General features: G+C 60.3%; 23 protein-coding genes. 9 read left to right on the top strand and 14 right to left on the bottom strand.

The window, feature by feature from the left end; genetic code table 11:
* Positions 1-9: 9 nt before the first annotated feature.
* The 5 genes from PSH94_RS18245 to PSH94_RS18225 all read right to left on the bottom strand — a co-directional run bounded on the left by PSH94_RS18245 (position 10) and on the right by PSH94_RS18225 (position 5,688).
* On the bottom strand, positions 10-1,236 hold the full coding sequence (locus tag PSH94_RS18245; protein WP_266246303.1) for an ATP-grasp domain-containing protein: 1,227 nt from the start codon (positions 1,234-1,236) through the stop codon (positions 10-12).
* Positions 1,237-1,248: 12 nt separating this feature from the next.
* Positions 1,249-2,430: an MFS transporter gene (locus PSH94_RS18240; protein WP_181076006.1), complete on the bottom strand. Its 1,182-nt coding sequence runs from the start codon at positions 2,428-2,430 to the stop codon at positions 1,249-1,251.
* Positions 2,431-2,435: 5 nt separating this feature from the next.
* Positions 2,436-2,753: a Rieske 2Fe-2S domain-containing protein gene (locus PSH94_RS18235; RefSeq protein WP_181076004.1), complete on the bottom strand. Its 318-nt coding sequence runs from the start codon at positions 2,751-2,753 to the stop codon at positions 2,436-2,438.
* Positions 2,754-2,765: 12 nt separating this feature from the next.
* Positions 2,766-3,788, bottom strand: a complete 1,023-nt coding sequence (locus PSH94_RS18230) for an iron-containing redox enzyme family protein (protein WP_305435520.1) — start codon at positions 3,786-3,788, stop codon at positions 2,766-2,768.
* Positions 3,789-4,398: 610 nt separating this feature from the next.
* Positions 4,399-5,688: a mechanosensitive ion channel family protein gene (locus tag PSH94_RS18225; RefSeq protein ID WP_253508831.1), complete on the bottom strand. Its 1,290-nt coding sequence runs from the start codon at positions 5,686-5,688 to the stop codon at positions 4,399-4,401.
* A gap of 193 nt (positions 5,689-5,881) precedes the next feature.
* Here PSH94_RS18225 and PSH94_RS18220 point away from each other — a divergent pair, with 193 nt between their 5' ends.
* Positions 5,882-7,228 (top strand): DEAD/DEAH box helicase, encoded by a 1,347-nt coding sequence (locus tag PSH94_RS18220; protein WP_253508829.1) that lies wholly within the window; start codon positions 5,882-5,884, stop codon positions 7,226-7,228.
* 50 nt (positions 7,229-7,278) lie between these two features.
* On the opposite strand, the gene PSH94_RS18215 is transcribed toward PSH94_RS18220, so the two are convergent.
* On the bottom strand, positions 7,279-7,554 hold the full coding sequence (locus PSH94_RS18215; protein WP_181075998.1) for a hypothetical protein: 276 nt from the start codon (positions 7,552-7,554) through the stop codon (positions 7,279-7,281).
* A gap of 154 nt (positions 7,555-7,708) precedes the next feature.
* On the opposite strand from PSH94_RS18215, the gene PSH94_RS18210 reads away from it, so the two are divergent.
* On the top strand, positions 7,709-8,110 hold the full coding sequence (locus PSH94_RS18210; RefSeq protein ID WP_181075996.1) for a transcriptional regulator: 402 nt from the start codon (positions 7,709-7,711) through the stop codon (positions 8,108-8,110).
* Positions 8,111-8,151: 41 nt separating this feature from the next.
* Here PSH94_RS18210 and PSH94_RS18205 read toward each other — a convergent pair whose 3' ends face one another.
* The 3 genes from PSH94_RS18205 to PSH94_RS18195 form a co-directional block, all read right to left on the bottom strand.
* A complete protein-coding gene (locus tag PSH94_RS18205; protein WP_305435519.1) occupies positions 8,152-9,018 on the bottom strand; it encodes a DUF6279 family lipoprotein in 867 nt (288 codons plus the stop codon).
* A gap of 66 nt (positions 9,019-9,084) precedes the next feature.
* Positions 9,085-9,807 carry a TorF family putative porin gene (locus tag PSH94_RS18200; protein ID WP_305435518.1) on the bottom strand — a complete coding sequence of 241 codons (723 nt, stop codon included), beginning with the start codon at positions 9,805-9,807 and terminating at the stop codon, positions 9,085-9,087.
* 207 nt (positions 9,808-10,014) lie between these two features.
* Positions 10,015-10,194, bottom strand: a complete 180-nt coding sequence (locus PSH94_RS18195; protein ID WP_003193095.1) for a hypothetical protein — start codon at positions 10,192-10,194, stop codon at positions 10,015-10,017.
* Between the two features lie 322 nt (positions 10,195-10,516).
* Here PSH94_RS18195 and PSH94_RS18190 point away from each other — a divergent pair, with 322 nt between their 5' ends.
* The 3 genes from PSH94_RS18190 (at position 10,517) to PSH94_RS18180 (ending at position 13,443) form a co-directional block, all read left to right on the top strand.
* Positions 10,517-11,353 (top strand): S1 RNA-binding domain-containing protein, encoded by an 837-nt coding sequence (locus PSH94_RS18190; protein WP_181075990.1) that lies wholly within the window; start codon positions 10,517-10,519, stop codon positions 11,351-11,353.
* A 52-nt stretch (positions 11,354-11,405) separates the two neighbouring features.
* The gene (locus PSH94_RS18185; RefSeq protein WP_253508818.1) at positions 11,406-11,804 is read left to right on the top strand and encodes a DUF2177 family protein; all 399 of its coding nucleotides are present in this window, start codon (positions 11,406-11,408) and stop codon (positions 11,802-11,804) included.
* Positions 11,805-12,000: 196 nt separating this feature from the next.
* Positions 12,001-13,443, top strand: coding sequence for an NCS1 family nucleobase:cation symporter-1 (locus PSH94_RS18180; protein WP_181075986.1), 1,443 nt, complete (start codon positions 12,001-12,003; stop codon positions 13,441-13,443).
* Here PSH94_RS18180 and PSH94_RS18175 read toward each other — a convergent pair.
* Complete coding sequence (locus PSH94_RS18175) at positions 13,355-14,560, bottom strand: MFS transporter (RefSeq protein WP_285427979.1); 1,206 nt, start codon at positions 14,558-14,560, stop codon at positions 13,355-13,357. The two genes, PSH94_RS18180 and PSH94_RS18175, sit on opposite strands and share 89 nt — an antisense overlap.
* 102 nt (positions 14,561-14,662) lie before the next feature.
* Between PSH94_RS18175 and PSH94_RS18170 the strand changes: the two genes are divergently transcribed.
* The 3 genes from PSH94_RS18170 to PSH94_RS18160 all read left to right on the top strand — a co-directional run bounded on the left by PSH94_RS18170 (position 14,663) and on the right by PSH94_RS18160 (position 17,630).
* On the top strand, positions 14,663-15,556 hold the full coding sequence (locus PSH94_RS18170) for a LysR family transcriptional regulator (RefSeq protein WP_181075982.1): 894 nt from the start codon (positions 14,663-14,665) through the stop codon (positions 15,554-15,556).
* Positions 15,557-15,715: 159 nt separating this feature from the next.
* Positions 15,716-15,838 carry a PA1414 family protein gene (locus tag PSH94_RS18165; protein ID WP_017737772.1) on the top strand — a complete coding sequence of 41 codons (123 nt, stop codon included), beginning with the start codon at positions 15,716-15,718 and terminating at the stop codon, positions 15,836-15,838.
* Between the two features lie 220 nt (positions 15,839-16,058).
* Entirely contained in the window at positions 16,059-17,630 is a 1,572-nt protein-coding gene (locus PSH94_RS18160) for an amino acid dehydrogenase (protein ID WP_305435517.1), read from the top strand.
* A gap of 51 nt (positions 17,631-17,681) precedes the next feature.
* Here the strand turns inward: PSH94_RS18160 and PSH94_RS18155 are convergent, their stop codons facing one another.
* The 4 genes from PSH94_RS18155 to speB are packed head-to-tail and all read right to left on the bottom strand — an operon-like array spanning position 17,682 to position 21,980.
* Entirely contained in the window at positions 17,682-19,064 is a 1,383-nt protein-coding gene (locus PSH94_RS18155) for a sodium:solute symporter (RefSeq protein WP_305435516.1), read from the bottom strand.
* Positions 19,065-19,089: 25 nt separating this feature from the next.
* Complete coding sequence (locus tag PSH94_RS18150) at positions 19,090-20,586, bottom strand: cytosine permease (RefSeq protein WP_285427978.1); 1,497 nt, start codon at positions 20,584-20,586, stop codon at positions 19,090-19,092.
* A 21-nt stretch (positions 20,587-20,607) separates the two neighbouring features.
* Positions 20,608-21,030, bottom strand: a complete 423-nt coding sequence (locus PSH94_RS18145; RefSeq protein WP_305435515.1) for a nuclear transport factor 2 family protein — start codon at positions 21,028-21,030, stop codon at positions 20,608-20,610.
* Positions 21,030-21,980, bottom strand: a complete 951-nt coding sequence (gene speB / locus PSH94_RS18140) for an agmatinase (RefSeq protein ID WP_181075972.1) — start codon at positions 21,978-21,980, stop codon at positions 21,030-21,032. The genes PSH94_RS18145 and speB overlap by 1 nt, the downstream gene beginning before the upstream one ends.
* Before the next feature lie 148 nt (positions 21,981-22,128).
* Here speB and PSH94_RS18135 point away from each other — a divergent pair, with 148 nt between their 5' ends.
* Positions 22,129-23,022, top strand: coding sequence for a LysR family transcriptional regulator (locus tag PSH94_RS18135; RefSeq protein ID WP_253508810.1), 894 nt, complete (start codon positions 22,129-22,131; stop codon positions 23,020-23,022).
* Position 23,023: the final 1 nt, after the last annotated feature.

Raw genomic sequence — 23,023 nt, 5'->3', positions numbered from 1 at the left:
CTCATAACCTTAGGCCCACAGTTTTTTTCGCAGATTGGCGGTACTCACGTCCAGTTGCTGCGCCGAGGGGCTTTGCAGCCAGAACAGCCCTGGACAGGTGGCGAAGTCGATAGTGACCGGCGTGGTATCGCCGGCGCGCATGAAATACCGGTGCCCGCAGTAGGCTTCGTCCGCCTGGGCGCTTTGTAAGGCCTGGGGTGACGGCGGCTCGAAGGTTCGGCTTTCATCGGAGCAGAAGAAACCGATCCGGCCATGGCTGATCTGGCTGGCCGCAGCGGCCTGTGGGCGGGGGTGGCCGAGGTAGCTGTCGATCGACAGTGACAGCAAGTCGGGGAGATACACCTGCTGGAACAGCAGGGGCGCGATGCCGCCGTGCAAGCGACCGCCGGCCTCAATCATTACCGGCCCGGCGTCGGACCAAATGATCTCCATATGGATCGGCCCGACGCGTACGCCCAGGGCCGCCGCCGCCTGGCGGGCGTAATCGGTCAGCGGTTGCAGTTCGGGCGCCTGAGGGTCGAGGGTGTCGAGGCTTTCGTAGACAAACATGCTGCCGTTCTTCTGGATCTTGGTGTACTTGCAGACGCTGGCGACGATGTAGGTGCTGCCGAAGGCGACCATATCCACCACGTACTCAGGCCCCGCTATGAACGACTGCACGATAAACCCGAGGTTGACTTCGCCGAGGTCGTTTTTCTGCTGCCAGGCGGCGTTTTTCAAGGCGGTTTCCACTTCGCGCTTGCCCTGGGCAAACACCACGCCTTCAGTGGCGGCCGAGTTCAGTGGCTTGACCACATAGGTGGCCGACTCGTCGAGTTTGGCCACCACCTCGCCGATGCGGCTCGGTGAGCTCAGCAGGTGCGAGGCGATGTGGGACAACTGGTGGTGTTTCAATGCCTGCTGCATGGAGAACTTGTTACGGCGCAGGTCGCTGGTGATGCGGCTGTTGCCGGGGATGTCGAGCAGCTCCGTCAGGTAGTCGGTGAGATAGATCGCGGTTTCGCAACCGGCGATCACGGCGCTCAGCGACAAGGTTTCCAGAGTGATCAACAGGCTTTCTTCCCAGTGATACACCTGATCAAAGTTGTCTGCGATCAAGTCTTGGGTGAAGTGTTCCGGCAAGTCACGGGTGGAGATCACGGCGATGCACCGGATGCCCTGCGCGTTGAGCAGGGGGGCATACAGTTTGCCCGTGGAGAACGGGTCAACGATCAATACGGTTTTCACTACTGTCACGTCGTGTATTCCTTATTCCGTGGTGGCGGTGGGCGCGGGGGCCGGGGTCAGGTTCCACGCCAGTACGGCAGTGGCCAACAGGCCGGCGGAGACGATCATCAACAGGCGGGCGCCTTCGAGTCCTAGGAAGCCGGAGGTGGTGAAGAAGGTCAGGATCATCGGCGCCGAGCCACTGACCAGCAGGTAGTAGAGCGAGCTTTTGGCCGCGATCACGTCGGCTACCCGAGCGTTGGGTGCCGACTCGATCAAGGTTCTGCGCAATTGGATGCGCAGGCTGTTGATGCAAAAACCCAGCAGGAAGGCCGCGGCCATCATCACGTAGAGGTTGTGGAAGTAGACGATCGCCACGTCCGCCAGTATCACCAGCGAGATCGCGCCGTAGCGGTTGAGCTTGATGCGCGGCAACACCGCAGCGCTGAAGGCACCCAGGCCCGCCAGGCCGCTGGCGACCCCGAACAGCGTGGCATTCCACTCATTGAGTTTTTGAAAAACGATGGGCACCAGGCTGTTGAACGCGCCGATATGGAAACCGATCATGCTCAACACGATGATCAGGATATAGAGGTTTCGCGGTAGCTCCAGTGGCCGCGCGGTGGAGGTTGCCGTGGCCTGTTCGGTGGCGTGTTCGTTGGGGCTGTCGGCTACCAGAAGGATGGCCGCGAGCGAGACAATCGCTGCCAGGCTGATGATCTGCAGCGTCTGGTTGACCGAAAACACATCCACAATCAACCCGCCCAGGAGCGCGCCGCCGAAGGCACCGATCTGTATGGAGGTTTGCATCAACCGCGCGCAGGTATCGCTGTCGGTGAGGCCGGCCAGCACCAGCTTGGTATTTTTCGATTCCAGTGTGCTGATGGTGAAGTAGTCGGTCACGCCCACTACGAACGCAATGGCCAGGAAGCCGATCGGTAGCAGGGCGGCCTCGGTAAACGACAAGCCCAGGACTGCCGCAAAGGCCACCAGGCGAATGTACAACAGCCGTTTCAGGCTCAGTTCAATGGTGAAGAACCGGCCGATGTACTGTTCGCACAGATAAGGCACGACGGTCGCCACGCACAAGGTGGCGCCGACCAGGAAGGTCGAACCGGTAGTCTCCAGGCCGAACCAGACCATCGCGATGACAATCGCCATGTCGAGGCCGGTGAAGAGCGTCACGATTGAGTAGAACGCTGTCAGTGTCGATTTAGTCTTCATGAGCTTCATCCGTCGTAGCGGGAAATTTTAAGCAGCGGCACACAACGCTCTGTGTCGCCGACGACCGTGCTGATCCGGTTCCTGACACGCACGGTGGGCAGTGCGCTCTTTTCCAGGTTGCAGACCCTGTAGGCGTTGTCGTGCCAGGGACAGATCACACTTTGGCCGTCGCCTGTCACTTCGCCCATGTGCAGCGGGCCGCCACGGTGGGGGCACTTGGTGGGCAGCAATTGCGTCGAATACGCGTGACGCTTGAGAAAGTAGGTGCGTTCCTCCACGGCCACATAGTTGGCGTGGGAGATATTCAGGCTGATGGCTTTCATGGGGTTGCCCACTCAAATGGCGGTTACGGTGTAGGTGCAGGAGGGACTGCAGATGCGCGTGCCATGCAGCATTCCCTTGGGAATCACAACGCCTTCGCCGGCTTTGAGGCGTACCGTCAGTTCGGGGCTGGCGACAAACTCCAGCTCGCCTGATTCGACCCAGAACAGTTCGTCATTGGGGTGGGTATGCAGCACCGACAGTTCGAGTTCAGTCTCGGTAATCCTCAGGTCCACGGGTTTTTGGCCCTGCAGCGCCGCTGCCCGTGCGCGATGCTGATCCAACTCGTCATGCCATTGGATATGGGCATACAGCTCTTCGTCGGCGATGTCCTGAAGCAGCCTGAACTCTTCGAAGCCGCGTATAAGGTCGGGAATGATCTGGGTGCCGAACTGCTTGATCATGGGCATGATCAAGCGCTGCAGCGCCATTCTTCCGTGGTGTACATCGATGTGGGCATGTTCGTCGAAATAGTCCGTGGAGACGGTGCCGTTGAAGATGCTCTTGATTGCGCGTGACTGGTGCTTGGTCGTCAGTGCCAACGTGGCTTCGGTGTAGTACATCGCGCCGATATAGCGGAACAGTTCGCCGTGGTTGGCCGATACGTAGTGGAAGTAGTTGGTGAGCGACAGCGACGCCGGCGTATAGAACTGCCAGTAATGGTGTACGTGATGGGACATGCCCATGTCCTGGAGCATGTCTTCGAAAATGGTGCTGTGCTTCTTTTTGTCGACGCCGTAGCCATATTCGTCGATCAGGATCTTGAACAATTCGCTGGTGTACACACCGCTGTTGCCCAGTACGTTGCGGGCCATCGCCGATGCTTCACTGAGAAAGTCTCCCGCACATTGCGTCATGAAAAACCTGGCGGCACGTTCCGGCTGGCGACTGGTGGTTAACACTTCATGGAGTTTGGACTCGGAGTGAGCGACGTCGTCCAATACTTTATCGGTGTGGGCAATAAAGGAATCCAGGCACCAAGGGCCGTTGATATGCACTTCTTCCTTGAGCCAGTTGTACAGATAGTGTTCCAACAAGGGCCGGATCTTTTTACCACTGGCGGTGTGAACGGGATCGTAGAAACTTTTAAAAGCCTTTAAATCCAGTTCCAATGGCGGCTTGGGTAAAAAGACCAGATCCTGTTCGTAGATATTCAACAATAACCGCTGTGCCAAGAGATGCTGACTGTTTGAAAGTTGATCGCTGGTCAGGCAGGTGGTAATGATTGAATCGGTGACGTCCTGTGGCCGCGACGGTCGCTGATAAGGGCTTTGGGTATAAAAGTCGTGGGGTTGAGCAAAGGCGGCGGCACCACAATAGTGGGTCAGGGCTTCGGCATTCGAACTTAATACAAAATCTACTGCATTAACGGAAAGCTGAGTTGTCCATAACATGGCGAGGGCCTTTTGCTGGCGTTGTTCGATGGCCCAGATGCTAAGCAGTTGGTTTTTTTTAAAACAGATTAGAAACAGTGCGCGCGCGTAGTGAAATTCACTAAACGCGTAGGAAGAATTTTCTTTGTGGGCTGTGCCGGTTGAAGAATGGGCCGTGGCGGCTACACATAGTGGCGGGCTTTTTTACGGCGGGTGAGTCAGCAGTGGCTGACCTTGGAGCGAGGCGCTTGCCAGTGCCTCGCCGGTATCGCTGTCAATGCTCGGAGGATTGCGAGGCGTGGGTATCGCGTGCCAAGGTCAGTATTGCGGTGCGCAAGTCGGTGCCGCTGGGTTGCTGATACAGGTTCAATCCGAACTCCGGCAACACTGCCAGCAGATAGTCAAAAATATCCCCCTGGATGCGCTCGTAGTCCGCCCACACGGTGGTGCGGGTGAAACAGTAGATCTCGAGCGGCACGCCCTCGGCGGTGGTTTGCATCTGGCGGACCATGCACGTCATGTTGGGCTGGATGTCCGGATGACTTTTCAGATAGGCCAGCGCATAGGCGCGGAAGGTGCCCAGGTTGGTCATGCGCCGGCGGTTGGCCGACAGTTGCGCACTGTGGCCCTGGGCTTCGTTCCACGCCTTGAGTTCGGCCTGTTTGCGGCTGATGTAATCGGTGAGCAGGTGCACCTGGGTCATGCGCACTTCTTCATCGTCACGCAGGAAGCGCACGCCGCTGGCGTCGATGAACAGGCTGCGTTTGATGCGACGCCCGCCGGAAACCTGCATGCCGCGCCAGTTCTTGAACGACTCCGACATCAGGCGCCAGGTCGGGATGGAGACAATGGTTTTATCGAAGTTCTGCACTTTCACCGTGTGCAGGGTGATGTCGACCACATCGCCGTCGGCACCGACCTGAGGCATTTCGATCCAGTCGCCGACCCGCAGCATGTCGTTGCTGGTCAGCTGCACGCTGGCGACGAACGACAGCAACGTGTCCTTGTAGACCAACAGGATCACCGCCGACATCGCACCCAGGCCGGATAGCAGCAGCAACGGCGAACGGTCGATCAGGGTGGCGACGATGATGATCGCGCCGAACACAAACAGCACCATCTTCGCCAATTGCACATAGCCCTTGATCGAGCGGGTGCGGGCATGTTCGGTGCGGGCATAGATGTCCAGCAGGGCGTTGAGCAGGGCGCTCATGGCCAGCACCAGGAACAGGATGGTGAACGCCAGGGCAACGTTGCCGATGAACAGGGTGGCGGTCTTGCTCAGGTCGGGCACCAGGTACAGGCCGAACTGGATCACCAGTGACGGGGTCAGTTGCGCCAGGCGGTGGAAGACTTTGTTGTGGCGCAAGTCGTTGAGCCAGTGTAGGGCCGGTTGCCGGCCGAGTAATTTGACCGCGTGCAGGATCAGGTAGCGCGCCACCCGACCCAGTACCAGCGCCACCACCAGCAATACCAGCAGGCCCAGGCTCGCGTGCAACAGCGGGTGTTGATCCAGTGCGCCCCAGAGGTCTTGGACGTTGCGCCAAAGCTGTTTGATATCCATGGATGAAGCGGTTCCTCGGTAAGACAGGTCGGGGGCGATTAGAGCATCTGAGTGCGACAAAGTTGATGTCATTGACACAATCACGCACAAAAAAACGCCTGATTGGCACCGCTCGCGTAAAGAAACTCGGTTTGGACGCCCGAAACCGTTACCCTATGCAGCTGATATTTTGCATTTCTTCGAGGTAGCACCCGTGTTTTCCCAATTCGCCCTGCACGAACGCCTGCTCAAAGCCGTGGCCGAGCTTAAATTTGTCGAGCCTACGCCAGTGCAGGCCGCGGCCATTCCGCTCGCGCTTGAAGGGCGTGACCTGCGGGTGACGGCGCAAACCGGCAGCGGCAAGACCGCCGCGTTCGTCCTGCCGGTCCTGAATCGTTTGATCGGCCCGGCCAAGGTCCGCGTCAGCATCAAGACCCTGATCCTGCTGCCGACCCGCGAGTTGGCCCAGCAAACCCTGAAAGAGGTCGAGCGCTTCTCGCAGTTCACCTTCATCAAGTCCGGCATCATCACCGGCGGCGAAGACTTCAAGGTCCAGGCCGCCATGCTGCGTAAAGTGCCGGACATTCTGATCGGCACGCCAGGGCGCATGATCGAGCAACTGAACGCCGGCAACCTGGACCTCAAGGAAGTCGAAGTGCTGGTGCTCGACGAAGCCGACCGCATGCTTGATATGGGCTTTGCCGACGATGTGCAGCGTTTGGTGGGCGAGTGCGTCAACCGTCAGCAGACCATGCTGTTCTCCGCCACCACCGGCGGCTCGACCCTGCGCGACATGGTAGCCAAGGTGCTGAACAACCCGGAGCACCTGCAGGTCAACAACGTCAGCGACCTCAATGCGACCACCCGCCAGCAGATCGTCACCGCCGACCACAACGTGCACAAAGAGCAGATCCTCAACTGGCTGCTGGCCAACGAGACGTATCAGAAAGCCATTGTGTTCACCAACACTCGCGCCGCCGCCGACCGCATCTACGGCCGTCTGGTCGCTCAGGAATACAAGGCGTTCGTGCTGCACGGCGAGAAAGACCAGAAGGATCGCAAGCTCGCCATCGACCGCCTCAAGGCCGGCGGTGTAAAGATCCTGGTGGCCACCGACGTCGCCGCCCGTGGTCTGGACGTGGATGGCCTGGACCTGGTGATCAACTTCGACATGCCGCGCAGCGGCGACGAATACGTGCACCGCATCGGTCGCACCGGGCGAGCCGGTAACGATGGCCTGGCGATCTCCCTGATCTGCCACGGCGACTGGAACCTGATGTCGAGCATCGAGCGCTACCTCAAGCAGTCGTTCGAGCGCCGCACCATCAAGGAAGTCAAAGGCACCTACACCGGGCCGAAAAAGGTCAAGGCGTCGGGCAAGGCCGTCGGCGTGAAGAAGAAAAAGACCGACGCCAAGGGAGAAAAGAAGAAAGCCGGCGCGAAGTCGCCGACCAAGCGCAAGATCGCCAACCGCCCGAAGACCGACAACCTGTCGTTGGTAAGCAAGGACGGCATGGCCCCGCTCAAGCGCCGCAAGCCGCAAGTGCCGGCCGCTGAATAAGCCTGAGGCAATATAAAAAAAACCGGACAATGTCCGGTTTTTTTATAGGCTCAGTTTTTGGCCTTGGCGGCAGCCTCTTTCAACTCTTTGAGGCGCGCGTCGATCAACTGGCATTTGTCGGGAAACTCCGCGCTTTCGGTGTCCAGGTCCATTTTCTGCAATTGCTGGTTCATCTCCTTGGCTTTGGCCGGGTTCTGTTCGGTGAGCTGGGTGACTTGCCTGGCCAGTTCCTCGCGCTTGGCGGTGGCTTCTTCCGGAGTACAGGCCCAGGCGGGCAGGGCGGTGAGCAGGGCGGCAGCGGCAGCCAGGTTCATCAGGGTTTTCATGATCGACCTCCTTGGCGTTAGTAGTCAGTTGAGGGGGCGAACGTCTGGAAAGTTCAGAGAAATACCGCCCGTGCATTCGGCTGAACGGCCGCTGACGTCACAGGTCACACCTGCTGACGGGCTACTTTTCCTCACGCCCGCAGGAGGAATCAGGATGACGACTTACAATTGGGATTTGATCGAACGTTTGCTGCATGAAGTGCAGAACGGCGAGGGCAGCTTTGCCCCGCGCAAGTATGCGGAGCAGGAAGCCGCCGATAAGGCCACGGCCGGCGAATCCATCGGTAATCTGGATGCACTGAAAAAAACCGCCGCCGATTATGAGGCGCTGCTGCTCAAGCGCGGCTTTATCCAATCGCGCCCGGAAGAAGAGGGCGGTAACGGTGAAAATTTCATCTTGACCCCGCGGGGTTCGAGTTTGCTGGCGCTGATCGACAGCTCCATTCCCGGCGATGCCCGTTCGCGTCAGATCCTGGACGAACAGGAAGACGCGTTGGACGAAGCGACCTTTGAGCGTGTGGCCTGCGAAGCGGCGAATGCGGGCGGCGCGATCTAAGGTCTGTACGACGCTGTCGTGGCGGGGGGCACCCCGCCCCGTTAGCGCTCAGTGGCCTTCAGGCATTTAAGGGCTTTGAAGTCGCTGCGCACCCCGTCGATTTTCTGAGTCAGTTTCAGCCGCTGTTGCGCAGTGCTGTCCGCCATCAGGTCGATAATCAGGCTGCGCGCCTGCGCTTCCGTCTGCGCGTAGGCCGCTCGGTACTGCGGGGTCCACAGGCTTTCCCGGTCCACCAGCAGCTGCTGCATTTTTTGTGGGAAATCGGCGCTACGGCGTTGCTGCACCGCGTCGATAAACTGCGCCTGCCAATGGGCGCGGTTGCCGATCCACTGCTCATTCTGCTGGCCCAACGCTACCGACCAGGCCATGACCCTGGCTTGCTGGCGGGCGCTGAGTGGGCCCATCCAACTGTCCAGGCGCTTGCGCATCCGCTCGGCGCGTTCCTTTATCTGTTGCTCCAATGGCGGCTTGAGGTACTCGTCCTGGCGTTTGCGCAGGTCTTTGGCCAGCGCGTCGTTCATCGCGTTGACCTGCTCATCGTCCAATCCCTTGAGCAGCTCGATAGCCGAGGGCGTGATTTCGCGGGCGACCTCGGCGATCGCTCGCTTGGCCTCTGCCGTACGGGCCTGAAGTTCGACGTCGGTGACTTGATTGCTGTCGACCATCTGTTGCAGGCGGTCGAGCCAGTCCAGATAACCCGGCAATTGGGTGGTGCAATGCCAGGCCAGGTGTTCCTTGAGTCTGTCGTTGAACCAGCTTTTCTGCCCGGCGTTCATGTCCAGATAGTCGTTGAGGGTCCAGGGAATGATCACGTCCAGGTTGCGATAGGCCAGGCCCACGCGATTGCAGCCGGCGAGCAGCAGACTCAGGGCCAGCAGTGCCACCGTTAATTTGAGCCGACGCAGCATGAGCGAAACCTTGCGCAGAGGGGATTAGTGCATGTGAACGCTGGCCGGGTCCGACAGTTCAGCCGGTTAGTAAAACGAGCGCACGGCCTTGAGGGTCAGCAGGCCATCGCATTCTGTGTTGTGCCCGGAGTAGGCCGAGCAGTCGCCGCCGCTGAGGCTGGAATCGCTGTAGATCAGGTCCAGGTCGATGCCTTTCCAGGCGCGGGAGAATTGCACCGACCAATCGCTGAAACTGCTGATGGAGCCACCGTTCACCGAGACCGGGGAGCCCAGCTGATGGGTGGTGTACTTCATGCTCACGCCGATACCGAAGGGCTGCGTGCCGCCCAGGTCAGCGAAGAGGGTGCTGTCCTGACGGTCCGGGTCGTTGCTGAATGAGGCCCCGAAGCGATTGCCCAGCAGGTTCAGGCCACCGTAGAACTCCTGACTGTTCATCGGGCTGAGCGTGGGGTAGCTGTAGTGAATCAGACCCACTTCATAGCCCAGGGTCTGGTCAAAGGGGTGCTTGAAGCCCATGTAGGAATCGACTTCGAGGTTGCTGGACGATGACAGGCCCATGTTGGGCGAAAATTGGCCGAAGTACAGGCCGCTGTCGTGGCTAAGGTCCAGGCCACCGTGAAACGAATCACTGCCCGGCGACGTCGGTTTGACCAGACCCTGGGCCATGCTGCGGCTGGGGGTGGTGCCCAGCTTGAGGTCGAAGTCGCCCAATTCACGCTGGAAGACTTGCGCTTCGGCCAGCGGGCTGGCGACCAGGGCAGTGATCAGGAATATGCAGGGTTTGAACATGCTTCACTCCATGAAAAGCGAGGAGCAGTGACGGAGAAAATCGGGCGGATGCCCGTGCTAGACGTGTGCAAGGATACCGGCGAATGGCGGGCGTTGAGCTCCGCTCGTCGATTAGCGTGCTATTGAATGCGATGTGAGGGTGTTTCAGACGCCAGTCCTAGCGCCTTGAAGGCAAGGCGCTCAGGAACCAGGGTGTGGTGCGGGGGGTTACTTCTTGCCGAGGCTGATTTGCTTGGACGGGCCGAAAGTCTGGCCGCTCACGCCCTTGGCAATTTGCTGGATTTCGCCACCGGACTTGAGGAACGCAGCGATCTGGCTGTTGATCGATTCGCTGGTTTCAACGGCGGGAGCTGGCTTTGCTTTGCTGTTGGATGCTTTTACACGCATGGCGGCCACTAACCTGTAGAAAATTAACTTGGCCAGGCATCGTACAGGAAATACTTGACAATTGCTTGGCAAATATCCCTTTCGAATAAGTGCTGCTGTCCGCAATGGCGGAAGTTCGTCACGCAAATAAGCCGCTAACTTGCTGTTTTAACTCGAAAGCCGCGCATCGGCGTGACGTTCTCCCACTGTGGAATTCACCACGATGATCTGACGAGCGGAGCAGGGCCAGTAGAAAGCCACGCAACCCCGCGATTTTTCAGGCGTGCGCGCGTGGCGGGCACAACTCGGGTAGAATGCCGCCCACGTAACGAGGGGTTTGGAAATGGCTTTAGTCGGGCGCTACAACAGTTTGCAAGTAGTCAAACACACGAACTTTGGTTTGTACCTTGATGGTGCGCAAGATGGCGAAATCCTCTTGCCTAATCGGTATATTCCCAAGGATATTCCCAGTGAAGATGAAGACTGGCTTAACGTTTTCATTTATCTGGACAGCGATGACAAACTTATCGCCACTACCGAAAAACCCAAAGTTCAAGTCGGCGAATTCGCCAGTTTGAAAGTGGTGGAAGTTAACAGCATTGGCGTGTTTCTCGATTGGGGGCTGCCTAAGGATCTGTTGCTGCCGTATTCGGAAGAAAAACGTCAATTGAGCGCGGGTGAGTATTGCGTGGTGCACGTCTATCTCGACAAGCACACCAAGCGCATCACTGCCACGGCGCGCCTGGACCGCTACCTGGACAAGACCCCCGCCAACTATCAGGTGGGTCAGGAAGTCGATCTGCTGGTCGCTGAAGCCACCGATATGGGGTTCAAGGCGATCATCAACAACAAGCATTGGGGCCTGATCCACAAGAACGAAGTGTTCAAGTTTCTGCGTCCTGGCAAGGAAGAGAAGGGCTTTATCAAAGAGATCCGCGCCGATGGCAACATCAGCCTGAGCCTGCAACCGGTCGGCCAGGAAGCGGCGTCCAGCCTGAACTCGAAGATCCTAGCCAAGTTGCGCGACAACAACGGCACCTTGCCGGTCAGCGATAAAAGTGACCCGGCGCTGATCAGCAACTTGTTCGGGGTGAGCAAAGGCAACTTCAAGAAGGCCATTGGTGCGCTCTACAAGCAGGGGCAGATTGTGATTCATGCCGATCGCATTGAACTAAGCTGAGTGCGGTTTGCTCTTCTGTAGGCACCAATCGGTGCCTACGGAGGCTGTTTCCATGACCAAGAAGACCCTGTTTGCCTACCTCGGCACTATGCTCGCGTTTCTGATTCTGGACGGCCTCTGGCTCGGCGTGGTCATGGGCCCCACCTACAAATCCCTGCTGGGCCCGCTGATGCTCGATCAGCCGCGGTTGTTGCCCGCAGCACTCTTCTATCTCTTATATGTACTCGGATGCGTCGTGTTCGTGGTGCTGCCCAGTGCCAGCTGGCAACGTGCGGCGCGCCTGGGGGCATTGTTGGGCCTGGTGGCCTATGGCACCTATGACTTGAGCAATTGGGCCACGCTGCAGGGGTGGTCCGCCCAATTGGCAATGATGGATATGGCCTGGGGCACCTTCCTCACAGCGGCCTGCTGCACGGTGGGTTATGCGTGTGCAGATCGGGTGCACCGATGATTGTGTACAGGATCAACCTGCACCGTTGCTGAGCGAAGTGCCGTTGGTTAAAGCTTGATGATCGCTTTGCAGCCCCGTGCCACAGGGATTGTGTGCCATTGGCACGTATTCTGCTGACTCTTCCGTATACAAACTATGCCGCCTCCCGTATGCACCCGCTACGGCAGCGCAGGCGGGTATGACGAGGAGCCCAGCGATGACCGAGCAATTGCCCAACGGCTACAGCCCACGCCTGTATAACCAGGACCTGGGACCACTGCCGCAGAAGTGGACCTGGTACAACATTTTTGCCTTCTGGATGAGCGACGTACACAGCGTCGGCGGCTACGTGTTCGCCGCCAGCCTGTTCGCGCTGGGGCTGGCCAGTTGGCAGGTGTTGATCGCCTTGCTCGCCGGCATTTGTATCGTGCAGTTGATCGCCAATCTGGTGGCCAAGCCCAGCCAGCAGGCGGCCGTACCTTACCCGGTGATCTGCCGGCTGGCATTCGGGGTGTTCGGTGCGAATATTCCTGCTGTGATTCGCGGCCTGATCGCCGTGGCGTGGTACGGCATTCAGACCTACTTGGCATCGAGTGCCTTGATCATTGTGGTGCTGCGCTTTTTCCCACAGATGGCGGTGTACGCCGAGCCGCATTTTGCGGGTCTTTCCTACTTGGGTTGGTTCGGATTCCTCAGCTTATGGGTACTGCAGGCCGCGGTGTTCTGGGCCGGGATGGAGTCCATCCGTCGTTTTATCGATTGGGCAGGTCCGGTGGTGTACGCCGTGATGTTTATCCTGGCCGGCTGGATCGTGTGGAAGGCCGGCTGGGCGAATATCAGTTTCACCCTGGCGGAGAAATCCCTCTCGGGTTGGCAGGCGTTCGGCCAGGTAATCGTCGCTACGGCTTTGGTGGTGTCGTACTTTTCCGGGCCTACCCTGAATTTCGGCGATTTCAGCCGCTACTGCCGCAGCATGCAGGACGTGCGACGCGGTAATTTCTGGGGCCTGCCGGTGAATTTTCTGGCGTTTTCCCTGGTCACCGTCGTGATCGTTTCAGGCACCTTGCCGGTGTTTGGCGAGATGCTCCACGACCCGATCGCGACCGTCTCGCGGATCGATAACAGCATGGCCGTTCTGCTCGGCGCCTTCGCGTTCGTGACCGCCACCATCGGCATCAACATCGTCGCCAACTTCGTGTCCCCGGCGTTCGACTTCGCCAATGTCGCGCCGAGCAAAATCAGCTGGCGTGCCGGTGGCATGATCGCTGCGGTGGCTTCGATCTTCATCACCCCGTGGAACCTGTTTAACAACCCGCTGATGATCCACTACACCCTGGATATTCTCGCGGCGTTTATCGGGCCGTTGTTCGGCATCCTGCTGGTGGACTTCTACCTGATCAAAAAGCAGCGGATCGACGTGGATGCGCTGTTCGACGACAGCCCGAGCGGGCGTTACTACTTCGACGGCGGCGTGAACTGGACGGCGGTCAAGGCGCTGGTGCCCGCGACGCTGGTGGGCGTCGCGATCACCTTCACCCCGGCATTGCAGGGGCTGGCCAACTTCGCCTGGTTCACCGGGTGTTTGCTGGGTGGGCTGTTCTTCCTGGTGCTGGCGCGACGCGAGCAGGTTCGCATGCCGGCGCCGTTGGTCGCGAGCTGAGTACGATCCCGCCCGCCAGTAACAGACCTGCACCGGCCATCACCAGCGCCGGCTGCAGGCCGCCGCTCAAATGGCTGCTGAACGACGCCAGCAAAGGCCCGCTCAATTGCCCGATGGCGAAGCTGGCGGTGAGCAGGCCGGTGTTGCGCTGGTAGCCGTGGGGCGCGATCTCTCGCAGGCGCGCCATCACCAGCTGCATGCACGCCAGGAACGGCCCGCCGCACAACAGCACCCCCAAAGCCAGGCCCCAGACATTGCCCAGCAGGCAGGCGAATACGCCGGCCGCTTGCAGCCATAGGGTCGTCATCAGCCAGCGGCGTGTGGTGTGCGCATCCTTGCGGCGCAGGCTCGCGGCCACCACACCGAGAGCCGATGCCAGGCCAAAGCAGGGCCAGAACAGGTCTGCCTGCCAGGCGCCCTTGAATTGCGCGCTGGCCATCTGCGACAGAAACGTCGCCGGGATGATGTAGCCCACGCCGTACAACACGTACGTCCAGCACAGATGCGTGATGCTGGCGTTGCCGCCGACGCTGGTGTCGGCCACCGGGGCGGCCGTTGCGTTGACCGGCGGCAGGAACGGTAGTATCCCAAGCAGCATCACCAACGCCACGCCGCCATACACCAGCCACAGCGTTGCGCTGCTTTGCCCAAGCAGGTTGGAGCCCAGCGCCAGCAGGCCGGTCAGCACAATCCCGAACCCCGGCCCGGCAAACACCAGCGTCCCCGCGCGCGGCCGGCCGGCGGCAATAGCCAGCGGCTGGCTCAGGCTGGTAATCATCACCAACGCCCAGGCGCTCGCCACCCCCGTGCCGAATCGCAGCAGCAGGTGCGGCCAGAACCCGTGGGCCCAGTACGAGGCCAGGGTCAGCAGCGCACACAGCCACAGCCCGCCGTACAGACGGCCACGAATGTGGTGATGGCTGCGGGCGAACATCGAATCCACGGCACCGACGAAATAGCCCAGGTAGTTGGCGGCGGCTATCAATCCCGCCCCCGTCAGGTCGATCTGACCTTCATTGAGCAAGTGCGGCAGCTGCGGGGTGAGGGCGAAGCGGCCAATGCCCATGGCCATCATCAAGGCGACAAAGCTGGCAAGTAAGCGAATCAACGGCGACATGGTCAGGCTCCGGCGAGAGGCGAATGACGATCAGCCTAAGGTGCATTGACTTTCTGTAAAAATGAATAATAGTGAGCAACTTGTTCAGCTTTGGAGAAAGGTATGGAGTTCAGTCAATTGCGCATCTTCCAAGCCGTGGCCGAAGAGGGCTCCATCACCCGCGCGGCCGAGCGCCTGCACCGCGTGCCGTCGAACCTGTCGACTCGCCTCAAGCAGATGGAGGAACAGCTCGGCGTCGAATTGTTCGTGCGCGAACGTCAGCGCTTGCAGCTGTCCCCGGCCGGCAAAGTCTTGCTGGACTACAGCACGCGGCTATTGGCCTTGCATGACGAAGCCCACGGCGCGGTGCAAGGTGGCCAACCGGCCGGGGATTTTGTGCTGGGCAGCATGTACAGCACCGCTGCGATTCACTTGCCGACGTTGCTGGCGCGTTATCACAAGGCTTACCCGATGGTGAACCTGCAGGTCCAGTCGGCGCCCAGCGGCGAATTGCTTGAAGGCCTGATCACCGGACGCCTGGACGCGGCCTTGGTGGACGGCCCGCTGACCATCGCCTCCCTGGACGGGATCCCGCTATGTGAGGAGCGCCTGGTGCTGATCTGTGAAGCGGACCACCCGCCGGTACGCGGGCCGCAGGATGTGGCCGGCCGCTCAGTGTTCACCTTCCGCCGCAGCTGCGCCTACCGTACGCGTCTGGAAAGCTGGTTTGCCCAGGATCGCGTAGCCATGGGCCGCGCCATCGAGATTGAGTCATATCAGGGCATGCTCGCCTGTGTCATCGCCGGCTCGGGAGTGGCATTGATGTCCGAATCCATGCTTGCCAGCCTGCCGGGCAGGGACAGCGTGTCCGTTCATCCGCTGATAGGGCAATTTGCCACTGCGACCACCTGGTTAATGTGGCGAAAGGGTATGCTCGGCGCTAACCTCAACGCATGGATCGACCTGCAGCAAAAAGGCAAGGCCGAGGTGCTGTCGGACACGCGCGCGATTGCTTGAGCGATCCGTCAGGATTCGGACCCATTCGGTAATAGTTCGTTGTGGTTTGGTTCAAGCAATACGTAGTACTTAGGGCTATTATCAGTAGGAAGCGGCGACATTTTATGTAAGGCAATTCAGCTACCGCCGATCCGCATTACCCTCAAAGGGGGCACCACTATGAAAGAGAAAATTCAAACCTGGCTCCATGACCTCGGCGTCGCGCTGGGCCTGATCGAGCCGCCGCTGCAGCCGGTGCCGATTCGTACGGATGATGAACAGCGTCGCCCACGTCGCCGGTAATCCGCGGTTGATAGGACACTGAGGACCCCACCGCGGGAGAGGGCTTGCTGTGGCAAGCTCCCTCGCCAATAAGATACTTATGCTTCCCTGCCTGTCAGACTTTCGTCTTCAAGCGTCGGAATCAGACTACTTATTTGTCAGAATCGGCTGGCTTAGTTAATTCGAAAAATCAGCGTAGAAAATTCTCCAGCGCCTACTTGAACCTGCTGGAGATGAGGACATGACCCTCTCTTGTGTGCCGCCCGTCGTCGCCTCACTGATCGCCACCCTAGACACAGTCTTACACATCGCTCCGGTGTCGAGACGCTGGCGGGCCGAGGCTCCCGGCAATGTCGTGTTTCTTCCCCCAACCATCCCCCAACAAACGCTGCTGTTGCAGATCGCCCTGTTGCGCCCGTCCACATTGATTGTCGCGGACCAAGTCATCGATGCCGACCTCATTGAGCGATGGCGCGTCGCTCACCCGTTTGGCGACCTTTGTCTGATTCGTAGAGGCACCAGCCTGGATAAAGTACGGCTGGACCTGTGCGAAGCGAACCATATCCGGGTGATCAATACCCCAGGCGTGAACGCGCCGCATGTGGCGGCGTATGTGGCGCACTGGCTGACGCTCGCCGATGGCACCATCCCCCCTGAGATCGGTGTACTGGGCTACGGGAACGTGGGCAAGGCGCTTGTCAGATTGTTGCTTGAGCGCGACCCCCAGGTGCGAATCAAGGTGCTGGGCGAGCACGAGTCCCAAGAGACCACCGACAGCAGAGTGTCATTTGTCGTGGACGGATTTGGAGCGCTGACGGGAGCCCATGCCGTCGCCCTATGCCAGGCCCGGAGTGAAGAAACTACGCGTTGCATCGATGGCGCCCTGATTGAATGTCTGCACCCACACGCCCGTTTGGTCTGCGTTGCCGAGCCAGACGTGTTCAGCGACGATGCGATTCAAGCCCTGGCAGCGGCTGAACACCTTCAACTGGTGCTGGGCTGCGGGGCCGTCACATTGGGTGCGTTTCGTTTGCGCACTCGACGGCTCGGCTGCCGTCTCGACACCTGGCGCAGGCCGGTGACGATCACGGTGCAAGCGACCTCCAGCGATGCCTGCCATAGCGACCTCGACTACGCCGTCTGCGTTCAGCAGAGCCTGACGGCCTTGCGCGGCCTGCTCAAGCGCACCCTTGCGAAATCTTTCACTATTCCGACTGTGCCAACCGAGGCTGCTGCGCCACGTGTGTCGATCCTCGGCAGGGGGATCAATGGCCTGTTTCAAACCGTGATGTTTCGCTTGGCCAACTATCAGGTCACGGTGTATGGAACAGAGCGACATAACGATGAAGACAGCCCTGAGCGTTTAAGTATCTGGTCTATGCCAACAACGCAGACGGCGGCGGAGCCTGAGCCGGACGACCGATTACCCATTGAATGTCATTGCGCAGGCCTTGAGCTGTTCGAAAAGCTGCTGGCGGACAACCCTGCGCTGGCGCGACTTGCGTGCAAGCAGGCGATCGCCCCTTTGCTCGATGAACTCGAGGCGCTCTTGCGTGGCTCCGGGGTCCAGTTTTTGTCTGAGCCGTTGAGTCCGCCCCAAATTGCCGCGCTGAGTAGGCGACACTGCGTAGTGTCGACTTTGGAGGGCGACGGACTCGAAGAAATATCCATCGTGTACTACTGCGCCCACAACCGCATCGCCGCCGGCGGAACCTATGCCGCAGGCACCACACAGGGGTTGCTGTGGGCCGCTCTGGTGCAGGAAATTATCCAGGCCAAAGCGCCTATGGTCTTGGCCATGAACGCCCACTGAAAAAACGGGTGCGACCTCCGACGTCGCACCCGTTGAAGAAATTCCCACGCCTCACACCGCGCGCGCAGCCACACCTTGTGGTTTGCGCGACAGCAGGCTCACCGCCACGAAACTCACCAAGCCCACTGCCAGGCTGTAGTAGATCGGCGTGTTTGCATCCAGCCCGTCCTTGAACATAAACACCAGCGCCGTCACAAAGCCCAGGGTCATGGAAGCAATGGCACCGGACGTGGTGGCGCGCTTCCAGAAGATCGCCCCCATCAACGGGATCAGCATACCGCCCACCAGCAGGTTGTAGGCCAGGGTCAGGGCGCTGATGACGTCATTGACCACCAGCGCAATGCCCAGCACTGCGGTGCCGGTCAGTAGGGTGAACAGACGGTTGATGCTCAGGCTCGATTGTTTACCGCCACGCAGTCGGGGCAGCAGGTCTTCGGTCAATACCGTGGACGCTGCCAGCAGGCCGGCGCTGGCGGTGGACATCATGGCCGCCAGGGCCGCAGCGATCACCAGGCCGCGAATGCCGTCCGGCAGCGACAGTTTCACAATGGCGGCGAAGGCGTTGTTGACGTTGTCCAGGTCCGGGATCAGCACATGGGCCGCCATGCCGATCAGCGCACAGGCCAGCCCGTAGAGCACGCAATAGAAGCCGGCGAAGGTCCCGGCGTACTGCGCGACCTTTTCATCGCGGGCGGTGAAGACGCGTTGCCAGATGTCCTGGCCAATCAGGATGCCGAAAAAGTAGATCATGAAGTAGGTAATGATCGTGTCCCAGCCTATCGCGGTGAAGCTGAAACTCGACGCCGGCAGCTTGGCCACCAGTTCGTCCCAGCCACCGACGCGATACAGGCAGATCGGCAGCAGAATAAACATCAGGCCGACGGTCTTGATCACGAACTGCACGATGTCGGTGAGGGTCAGCGACCACATGCCGCCGATGGTCGAATACACCACCACGACGCCACCGCCCAGCAGCACCGAGACCCAGAACGGCAGGCCGAACAGCACTTGCAGCACGGTGCCGATGGCCAGGATGGACGTCACGCCGATCATCAGCGCATACGCCAGCATGATCACCGCGCTGGCCTGGCGTGCCATGGGGTTGTAGCGTTTTTCCAGCACCTGGGTCACGGTGAAGATCTTCAGCTTGAGCAGCGGCTTGGCCAGGAACAGGTTCAGCGCGATGATCCCCATGCCCAGCGCAGCGCACAGCCAAAAGCCGGAGATGCCATGCACATAGCCCAGGCGCACGGTGCCGACGGTGGACGCGCCGCCCAGCACCGTGGCGGCCATGGTGCCCATGTACAGCGACGGGCCCAGGTTGCGGCCGGCCACCAGATAGTCTTCGTGGGTCTTGGCGCGACGCATGCCGTAACAGCCGAGCACGAGCATGCCGGCGGCGTAGATGAGTACGACGAATAAATCCAAAGCCATGACGGCGAGTCTCCGATTGTTTTTTTCAGGCGGTTTGCGCGCGGGTTGTGGCCAAAGCCCTGGCCGACTCGGTCGGTCCATAAACCGAGGCCGGCTCCGGGAACATTCGCAGCAGCGTCAGGTACACCACCGAGGCCAGCCCCAGGGTCACCGGCAGGCTGATGTCGATGCCATCGGCCAGGTTGCCCAGCGGGCCGACGAACTGCCCCGGCAGGTTGACGAAGCACAGGCCCACCAGCGCGCTCGGGATCCATGCCCCCAGTCCGCGCCAGTTCCAGCCATGGCTGAACCAATAGCGCCCGCCGGTCTCGCCACGGGTGAACACCTGCAGGTCATCCGGGCAGTAGAAGCCGCGGCGCACGATCAGGCCGATGATCATCATCACCATCCACGGCGTGGTGCAGGTGATGATCAGCACGGCGAAGGTCGACACGCTCTGCACCAGATTGGCGGCGAAACGTCCGATAAAGATGAAGGCAATCGACATCACCCCAATCAGCAACGTCGCCTTGACCCGAGAGAGCAAACGCGGGAACACACTGGACATATCCAACCCGGTGCCATACAGCGAGGTGGTGCCGGTGGACATGCCGCCGATCACTGCGATCAGGCAAACCGGCAGGAAGAACCACGTCGGCGCCACCGCCAGCAGACCGCCGACATAGTTGTTGGCCGCGATGTAGTCCGGTGCTTTGACTGCCACGATGGTCGCGGTGGCCAGCCCGAACAGGAACGGGATCAGCGTGGCGATCTGCGCCGCAATCACCGCCAGCATGATGCGCAGTTTCGGCGTCTGGCGCGGGATGTAGCGCGACCAGTCGCCCAGGAACGCACCGAAGGAAATCGGGTTGCTCATGGCCACCAGCGCGGCGCCGATAAAGGCCGCCCAGAAACCGCTCTGGCCGAGGGCCACGCTGCCGGCGAAGTGGCTGTCGAAGGCCGGTGCGAAGGCGAAGATGCCCAGCAGGAACAGCAGGCTCGCGGCCCACACGGCGATGCGGTTGACCCACAGCATGAAGCGAAAGCCGTAGATGCACACCGTCAGCACCAGCAAGGCGAACAGGCCGTAGGCCAGGCCCAGTGTCAGGTCGGTTTCCGGCAGGCCGATCAGACGTTTCGCGCCGCCTACGAGTGCGTCACCTGAACTCCACACCGACAAGGAGAAGAAGGCAATCGCCGTCAGCAGCGAGAGAAACGAGCCGACAATGCGCCCATGCACGCCAAAATGCGCGCCGGACGATACGGCGTTGTTGGTGCCATTGATCGGCCCGAACAGGCCCATGGGCGCCAGGATCAGCGCGCCCACCAGCACACCGAGCACAATCGCCCACACGCCGGCCTGGAACGACAGGCCGAACAGTACCGGGAAGGAGCCCAGCACGGCGGTGGCAAAGGTATTGGCACCGCCGAAGATCAGTCGGAACAGATCCTTGGGGCTGGCGGTACGCTCGTGGTCCGGGATCTGTTCGACCCCGTTGGTTTCTATGGTGCGAATACTTTTTTGGTTGTTTTTATTATTCATGATCAGCTCCGATCACATTGGCTAAGGGGGCGGCAGCCCTTCCGGCATAGCGGACAAATGTTCGTGACAGGCCAGCCACAGGCCTTGTTCTTGTTGTGTGCCAGACCCTTGTCGAATAAACACAATGGTCTCGCGTTCCTGGCTGAAGCATTGCTCCCCGTGCATGCGCAACGCGGTGGCCACGTCATGCATGAAAATCGCCACATCCCCGTGCAGGCTGACGTGGGCGTTACTCGACGTGCAGGACAGCACCTCGAATCCATCGTCCCTGCGCCAGCTGTCCCACAACGACTGGTAGGCGTCGCGACTCAGCAGCGGCTGGGGGAAGGTGTGGAACACAAAGCTGGCATCGGCCGTGAACGCGCCGAAGTAAGCGGTGCGGTCATTACGGGCGAAGGCCGCCACCAGATCGGCGGCCGCTTGCAGCACCTCCTGCGTGCTCATCAGCGGTGCGCCACGCCGGGCAGTACACAGAGCATTTCGTACAGCAGATTCGCACCCAGCAGCGAGGTGTTGCCGGTGGTGTCGTAGGGCGGCGACACTTCCACCAAGTCGCAACCCACCAGGTCAAGCCCCTGGCAGCCGCGGATGATTTCGATCGCCTGGATGGTGGTCAGGCCGCCGATTTCCGGCGTGCCGGTGCCGGGCGCCCAGGCCGGGTCGATGCCGTCGATATCGAAGCTGAGGTAGACCGGGCCACCGCCGACTTTTTCCCGCACTTCGGCCATCAGCGGCGCAAGGGAGTGGTGCCAGCATTCTTCGGCCTGGACCACGCGAAAGCCCTGTTTGCGGCTCCAGTTGAAGTCCTCGGCGGTATAGCCCTGAGCACGCAGGCCGATCTGCACTACGCGGTCGCAATCGAGCAGGCCCTCTTCCACGGCGCGGCGGAACGTGGTGCCGTGGGCGATTTTCTCGCCGAACATATGGTCGTTGACGTCGGCGTGGGCGTCGATGTGCACCAGCCCGACCTTGCCGTATTTCTTGTGGATCGCCCGCAGGATCGGCAGGGTGATGGTGTGGTCGCCGCCCAGGGTCAGGGGGATCACGTCGTGTTCGAGGATCTGGTGATACGCCTCTTCAATGATGCGCACCGCGTCGAGCAGGTTGAAGGTGTTGATCGCCACGTCGCCGATGTCCGCCACCGACAGCGAGTCGAACGGTGCGGCGCCGGTGGCCATATTGTAAGGGCGGATCATCACCGATTCGGCGCGAATCTCGCGTGGCCCGAAGCGGGTGCCGGCGCGCAGTGAAGTGCCGATGTCCAGGGGCACGCCGATAAACGCGGCGTCCAGGCCCTGGGCCGTTTGCAGGTGGGGCAGGCGCATCATGGTGGCGATGCCGGCAAAGCGCGGCATTTCGTTGCCGCCCAGTGGTTGGTGAAAAATCTTGTCCACGGGAGTGCCTCATCGTTGTTTTGGTTGTTGGGGGCCGATTCTGCGAAAAGCCTGGAGAGGGAAGAATCGGCTGAGGCAAATACTTAGTTCAGGTTTTTCTAAACTAAAGGGGCGGGTAGACTGCTGCTCTCGACCCCCGGAGCCGACCATGGCCAACGCCTTGCCCGACCTGAAACTCCTGCGCATCTTCGTCAGTGTCGTGCGGCACCAGGGGTTCGCCAACGCCCAGCACGAACTCAACCTGTCCACCTCGGCCATCAGCACCTATATGAGCCAGTTGGAAAGCGCGCTGGGCCTGGTGCTGTGCCATCGCGGGCGGGGCGGGTTCAGCCTGACCAGCAAGGGCGAGCTGTTCCACCAGGAAACCTTGCGCCTGCTCGGCGAACTGGAAGGCTTCGAGCAATACGCCGCCGCGCTCAAGGGTGAGCTGCGCGGGACGCTCAAGCTCGGTGTGCTGGATTCCACGGTCAGCGACAACGCCCTGCCATTTGCCGAGGTCATCGGTGCCTACAGCCAGGAGCACCCGGCGGTGCACCTGCACCTGTCGGTCATGAGCCCCTACGAACTGCAGCTGGGCGTGCAGGACAACCGCCTCGACCTGGCCATCGGCGCCTTCTCCAACCGCATGAGTGGGCTGATGTATATGCCGCTGTACCGCGAGCAGCATTGGCTGTATTGCAGCTCGCGGCATCCGTTGTTCAGCGAGCGGCGCATCCCTGAACAGGTGATCACTCAACAGCGCATGGTCGGTCGTGGTTACTGGAGCCAGGCGGAACTGGCGCGCCACGGCTTCAAGCACAGCGCCGCCACGGTGGAAAGTATGGAAGCGCAATTGATCCTGGTGCTGTCCGGCGCCTATATCGGTTACCTGCCTGAACACTACGCCCAGGCCTGGGCCGACAAAGGCGATCTGCGGGTGTTGTTGCCGGCCACCTTTGGTTATCAGGCACCGTTTTCGATGATCATGCGCCGGGGCCGCAGCCGCGAACCGCTGATCCAGACTTTCCGCGATTTACTTAAAGCCCAGCTCAATCAGGCCTGAT

The sequence above is a fragment of the Pseudomonas sp. FP2254 genome, assembly GCF_030687695.1.
GTDB lineage: Bacteria > Pseudomonadota > Gammaproteobacteria > Pseudomonadales > Pseudomonadaceae > Aquipseudomonas > Aquipseudomonas quebecensis.
This window is presented reverse-complemented; position numbering and strand designations above follow the sequence as displayed.

What these genes read in the sequence shown, in the direction of transcription:
- PSH94_RS18170 (WP_181075982.1), top strand. Translation starts at nt 14,663, where the DNA reads ATGGAGTTCAGTCAATTGCGCATCTTCCAAGCCGTGGCCGAAGAGGGC.
- PSH94_RS18185 (WP_253508818.1), top strand. Translation starts at nt 11,406, where the DNA reads ATGACCAAGAAGACCCTGTTTGCCTACCTCGGCACTATGCTCGCGTTT.
- PSH94_RS18175 (WP_285427979.1), bottom strand. Translation starts at nt 14,560, where the DNA reads ATGTCGCCGTTGATTCGCTTACTTGCCAGCTTTGTCGCCTTGATGATG.
- PSH94_RS18165 (WP_017737772.1), top strand. Translation starts at nt 15,716, where the DNA reads ATGAAAGAGAAAATTCAAACCTGGCTCCATGACCTCGGCGTCGCGCTG.
- PSH94_RS18160 (WP_305435517.1), top strand. Translation starts at nt 16,059, where the DNA reads ATGACCCTCTCTTGTGTGCCGCCCGTCGTCGCCTCACTGATCGCCACC.
- PSH94_RS18150 (WP_285427978.1), bottom strand. Translation starts at nt 20,586, where the DNA reads ATGAATAATAAAAACAACCAAAAAAGTATTCGCACCATAGAAACCAAC.
- PSH94_RS18235 (WP_181076004.1), bottom strand. Translation starts at nt 2,753, where the DNA reads ATGAAAGCCATCAGCCTGAATATCTCCCACGCCAACTATGTGGCCGTG.
- PSH94_RS18225 (WP_253508831.1), bottom strand. Translation starts at nt 5,688, where the DNA reads ATGGATATCAAACAGCTTTGGCGCAACGTCCAAGACCTCTGGGGCGCA.
- PSH94_RS18195 (WP_003193095.1), bottom strand. Translation starts at nt 10,194, where the DNA reads ATGCGTGTAAAAGCATCCAACAGCAAAGCAAAGCCAGCTCCCGCCGTT.
- PSH94_RS18215 (WP_181075998.1), bottom strand. Translation starts at nt 7,554, where the DNA reads ATGAAAACCCTGATGAACCTGGCTGCCGCTGCCGCCCTGCTCACCGCC.
- PSH94_RS18240 (WP_181076006.1), bottom strand. Translation starts at nt 2,430, where the DNA reads ATGAAGACTAAATCGACACTGACAGCGTTCTACTCAATCGTGACGCTC.
- PSH94_RS18155 (WP_305435516.1), bottom strand. Translation starts at nt 19,064, where the DNA reads ATGGCTTTGGATTTATTCGTCGTACTCATCTACGCCGCCGGCATGCTC.
- PSH94_RS18200 (WP_305435518.1), bottom strand. Translation starts at nt 9,807, where the DNA reads ATGTTCAAACCCTGCATATTCCTGATCACTGCCCTGGTCGCCAGCCCG.
- PSH94_RS18145 (WP_305435515.1), bottom strand. Translation starts at nt 21,030, where the DNA reads ATGAGCACGCAGGAGGTGCTGCAAGCGGCCGCCGATCTGGTGGCGGCC.
- PSH94_RS18190 (WP_181075990.1), top strand. Translation starts at nt 10,517, where the DNA reads ATGGCTTTAGTCGGGCGCTACAACAGTTTGCAAGTAGTCAAACACACG.
- PSH94_RS18205 (WP_305435519.1), bottom strand. Translation starts at nt 9,018, where the DNA reads ATGCTGCGTCGGCTCAAATTAACGGTGGCACTGCTGGCCCTGAGTCTG.
- PSH94_RS18135 (WP_253508810.1), top strand. Translation starts at nt 22,129, where the DNA reads ATGGCCAACGCCTTGCCCGACCTGAAACTCCTGCGCATCTTCGTCAGT.
- PSH94_RS18180 (WP_181075986.1), top strand. Translation starts at nt 12,001, where the DNA reads ATGACCGAGCAATTGCCCAACGGCTACAGCCCACGCCTGTATAACCAG.
- PSH94_RS18210 (WP_181075996.1), top strand. Translation starts at nt 7,709, where the DNA reads ATGACGACTTACAATTGGGATTTGATCGAACGTTTGCTGCATGAAGTG.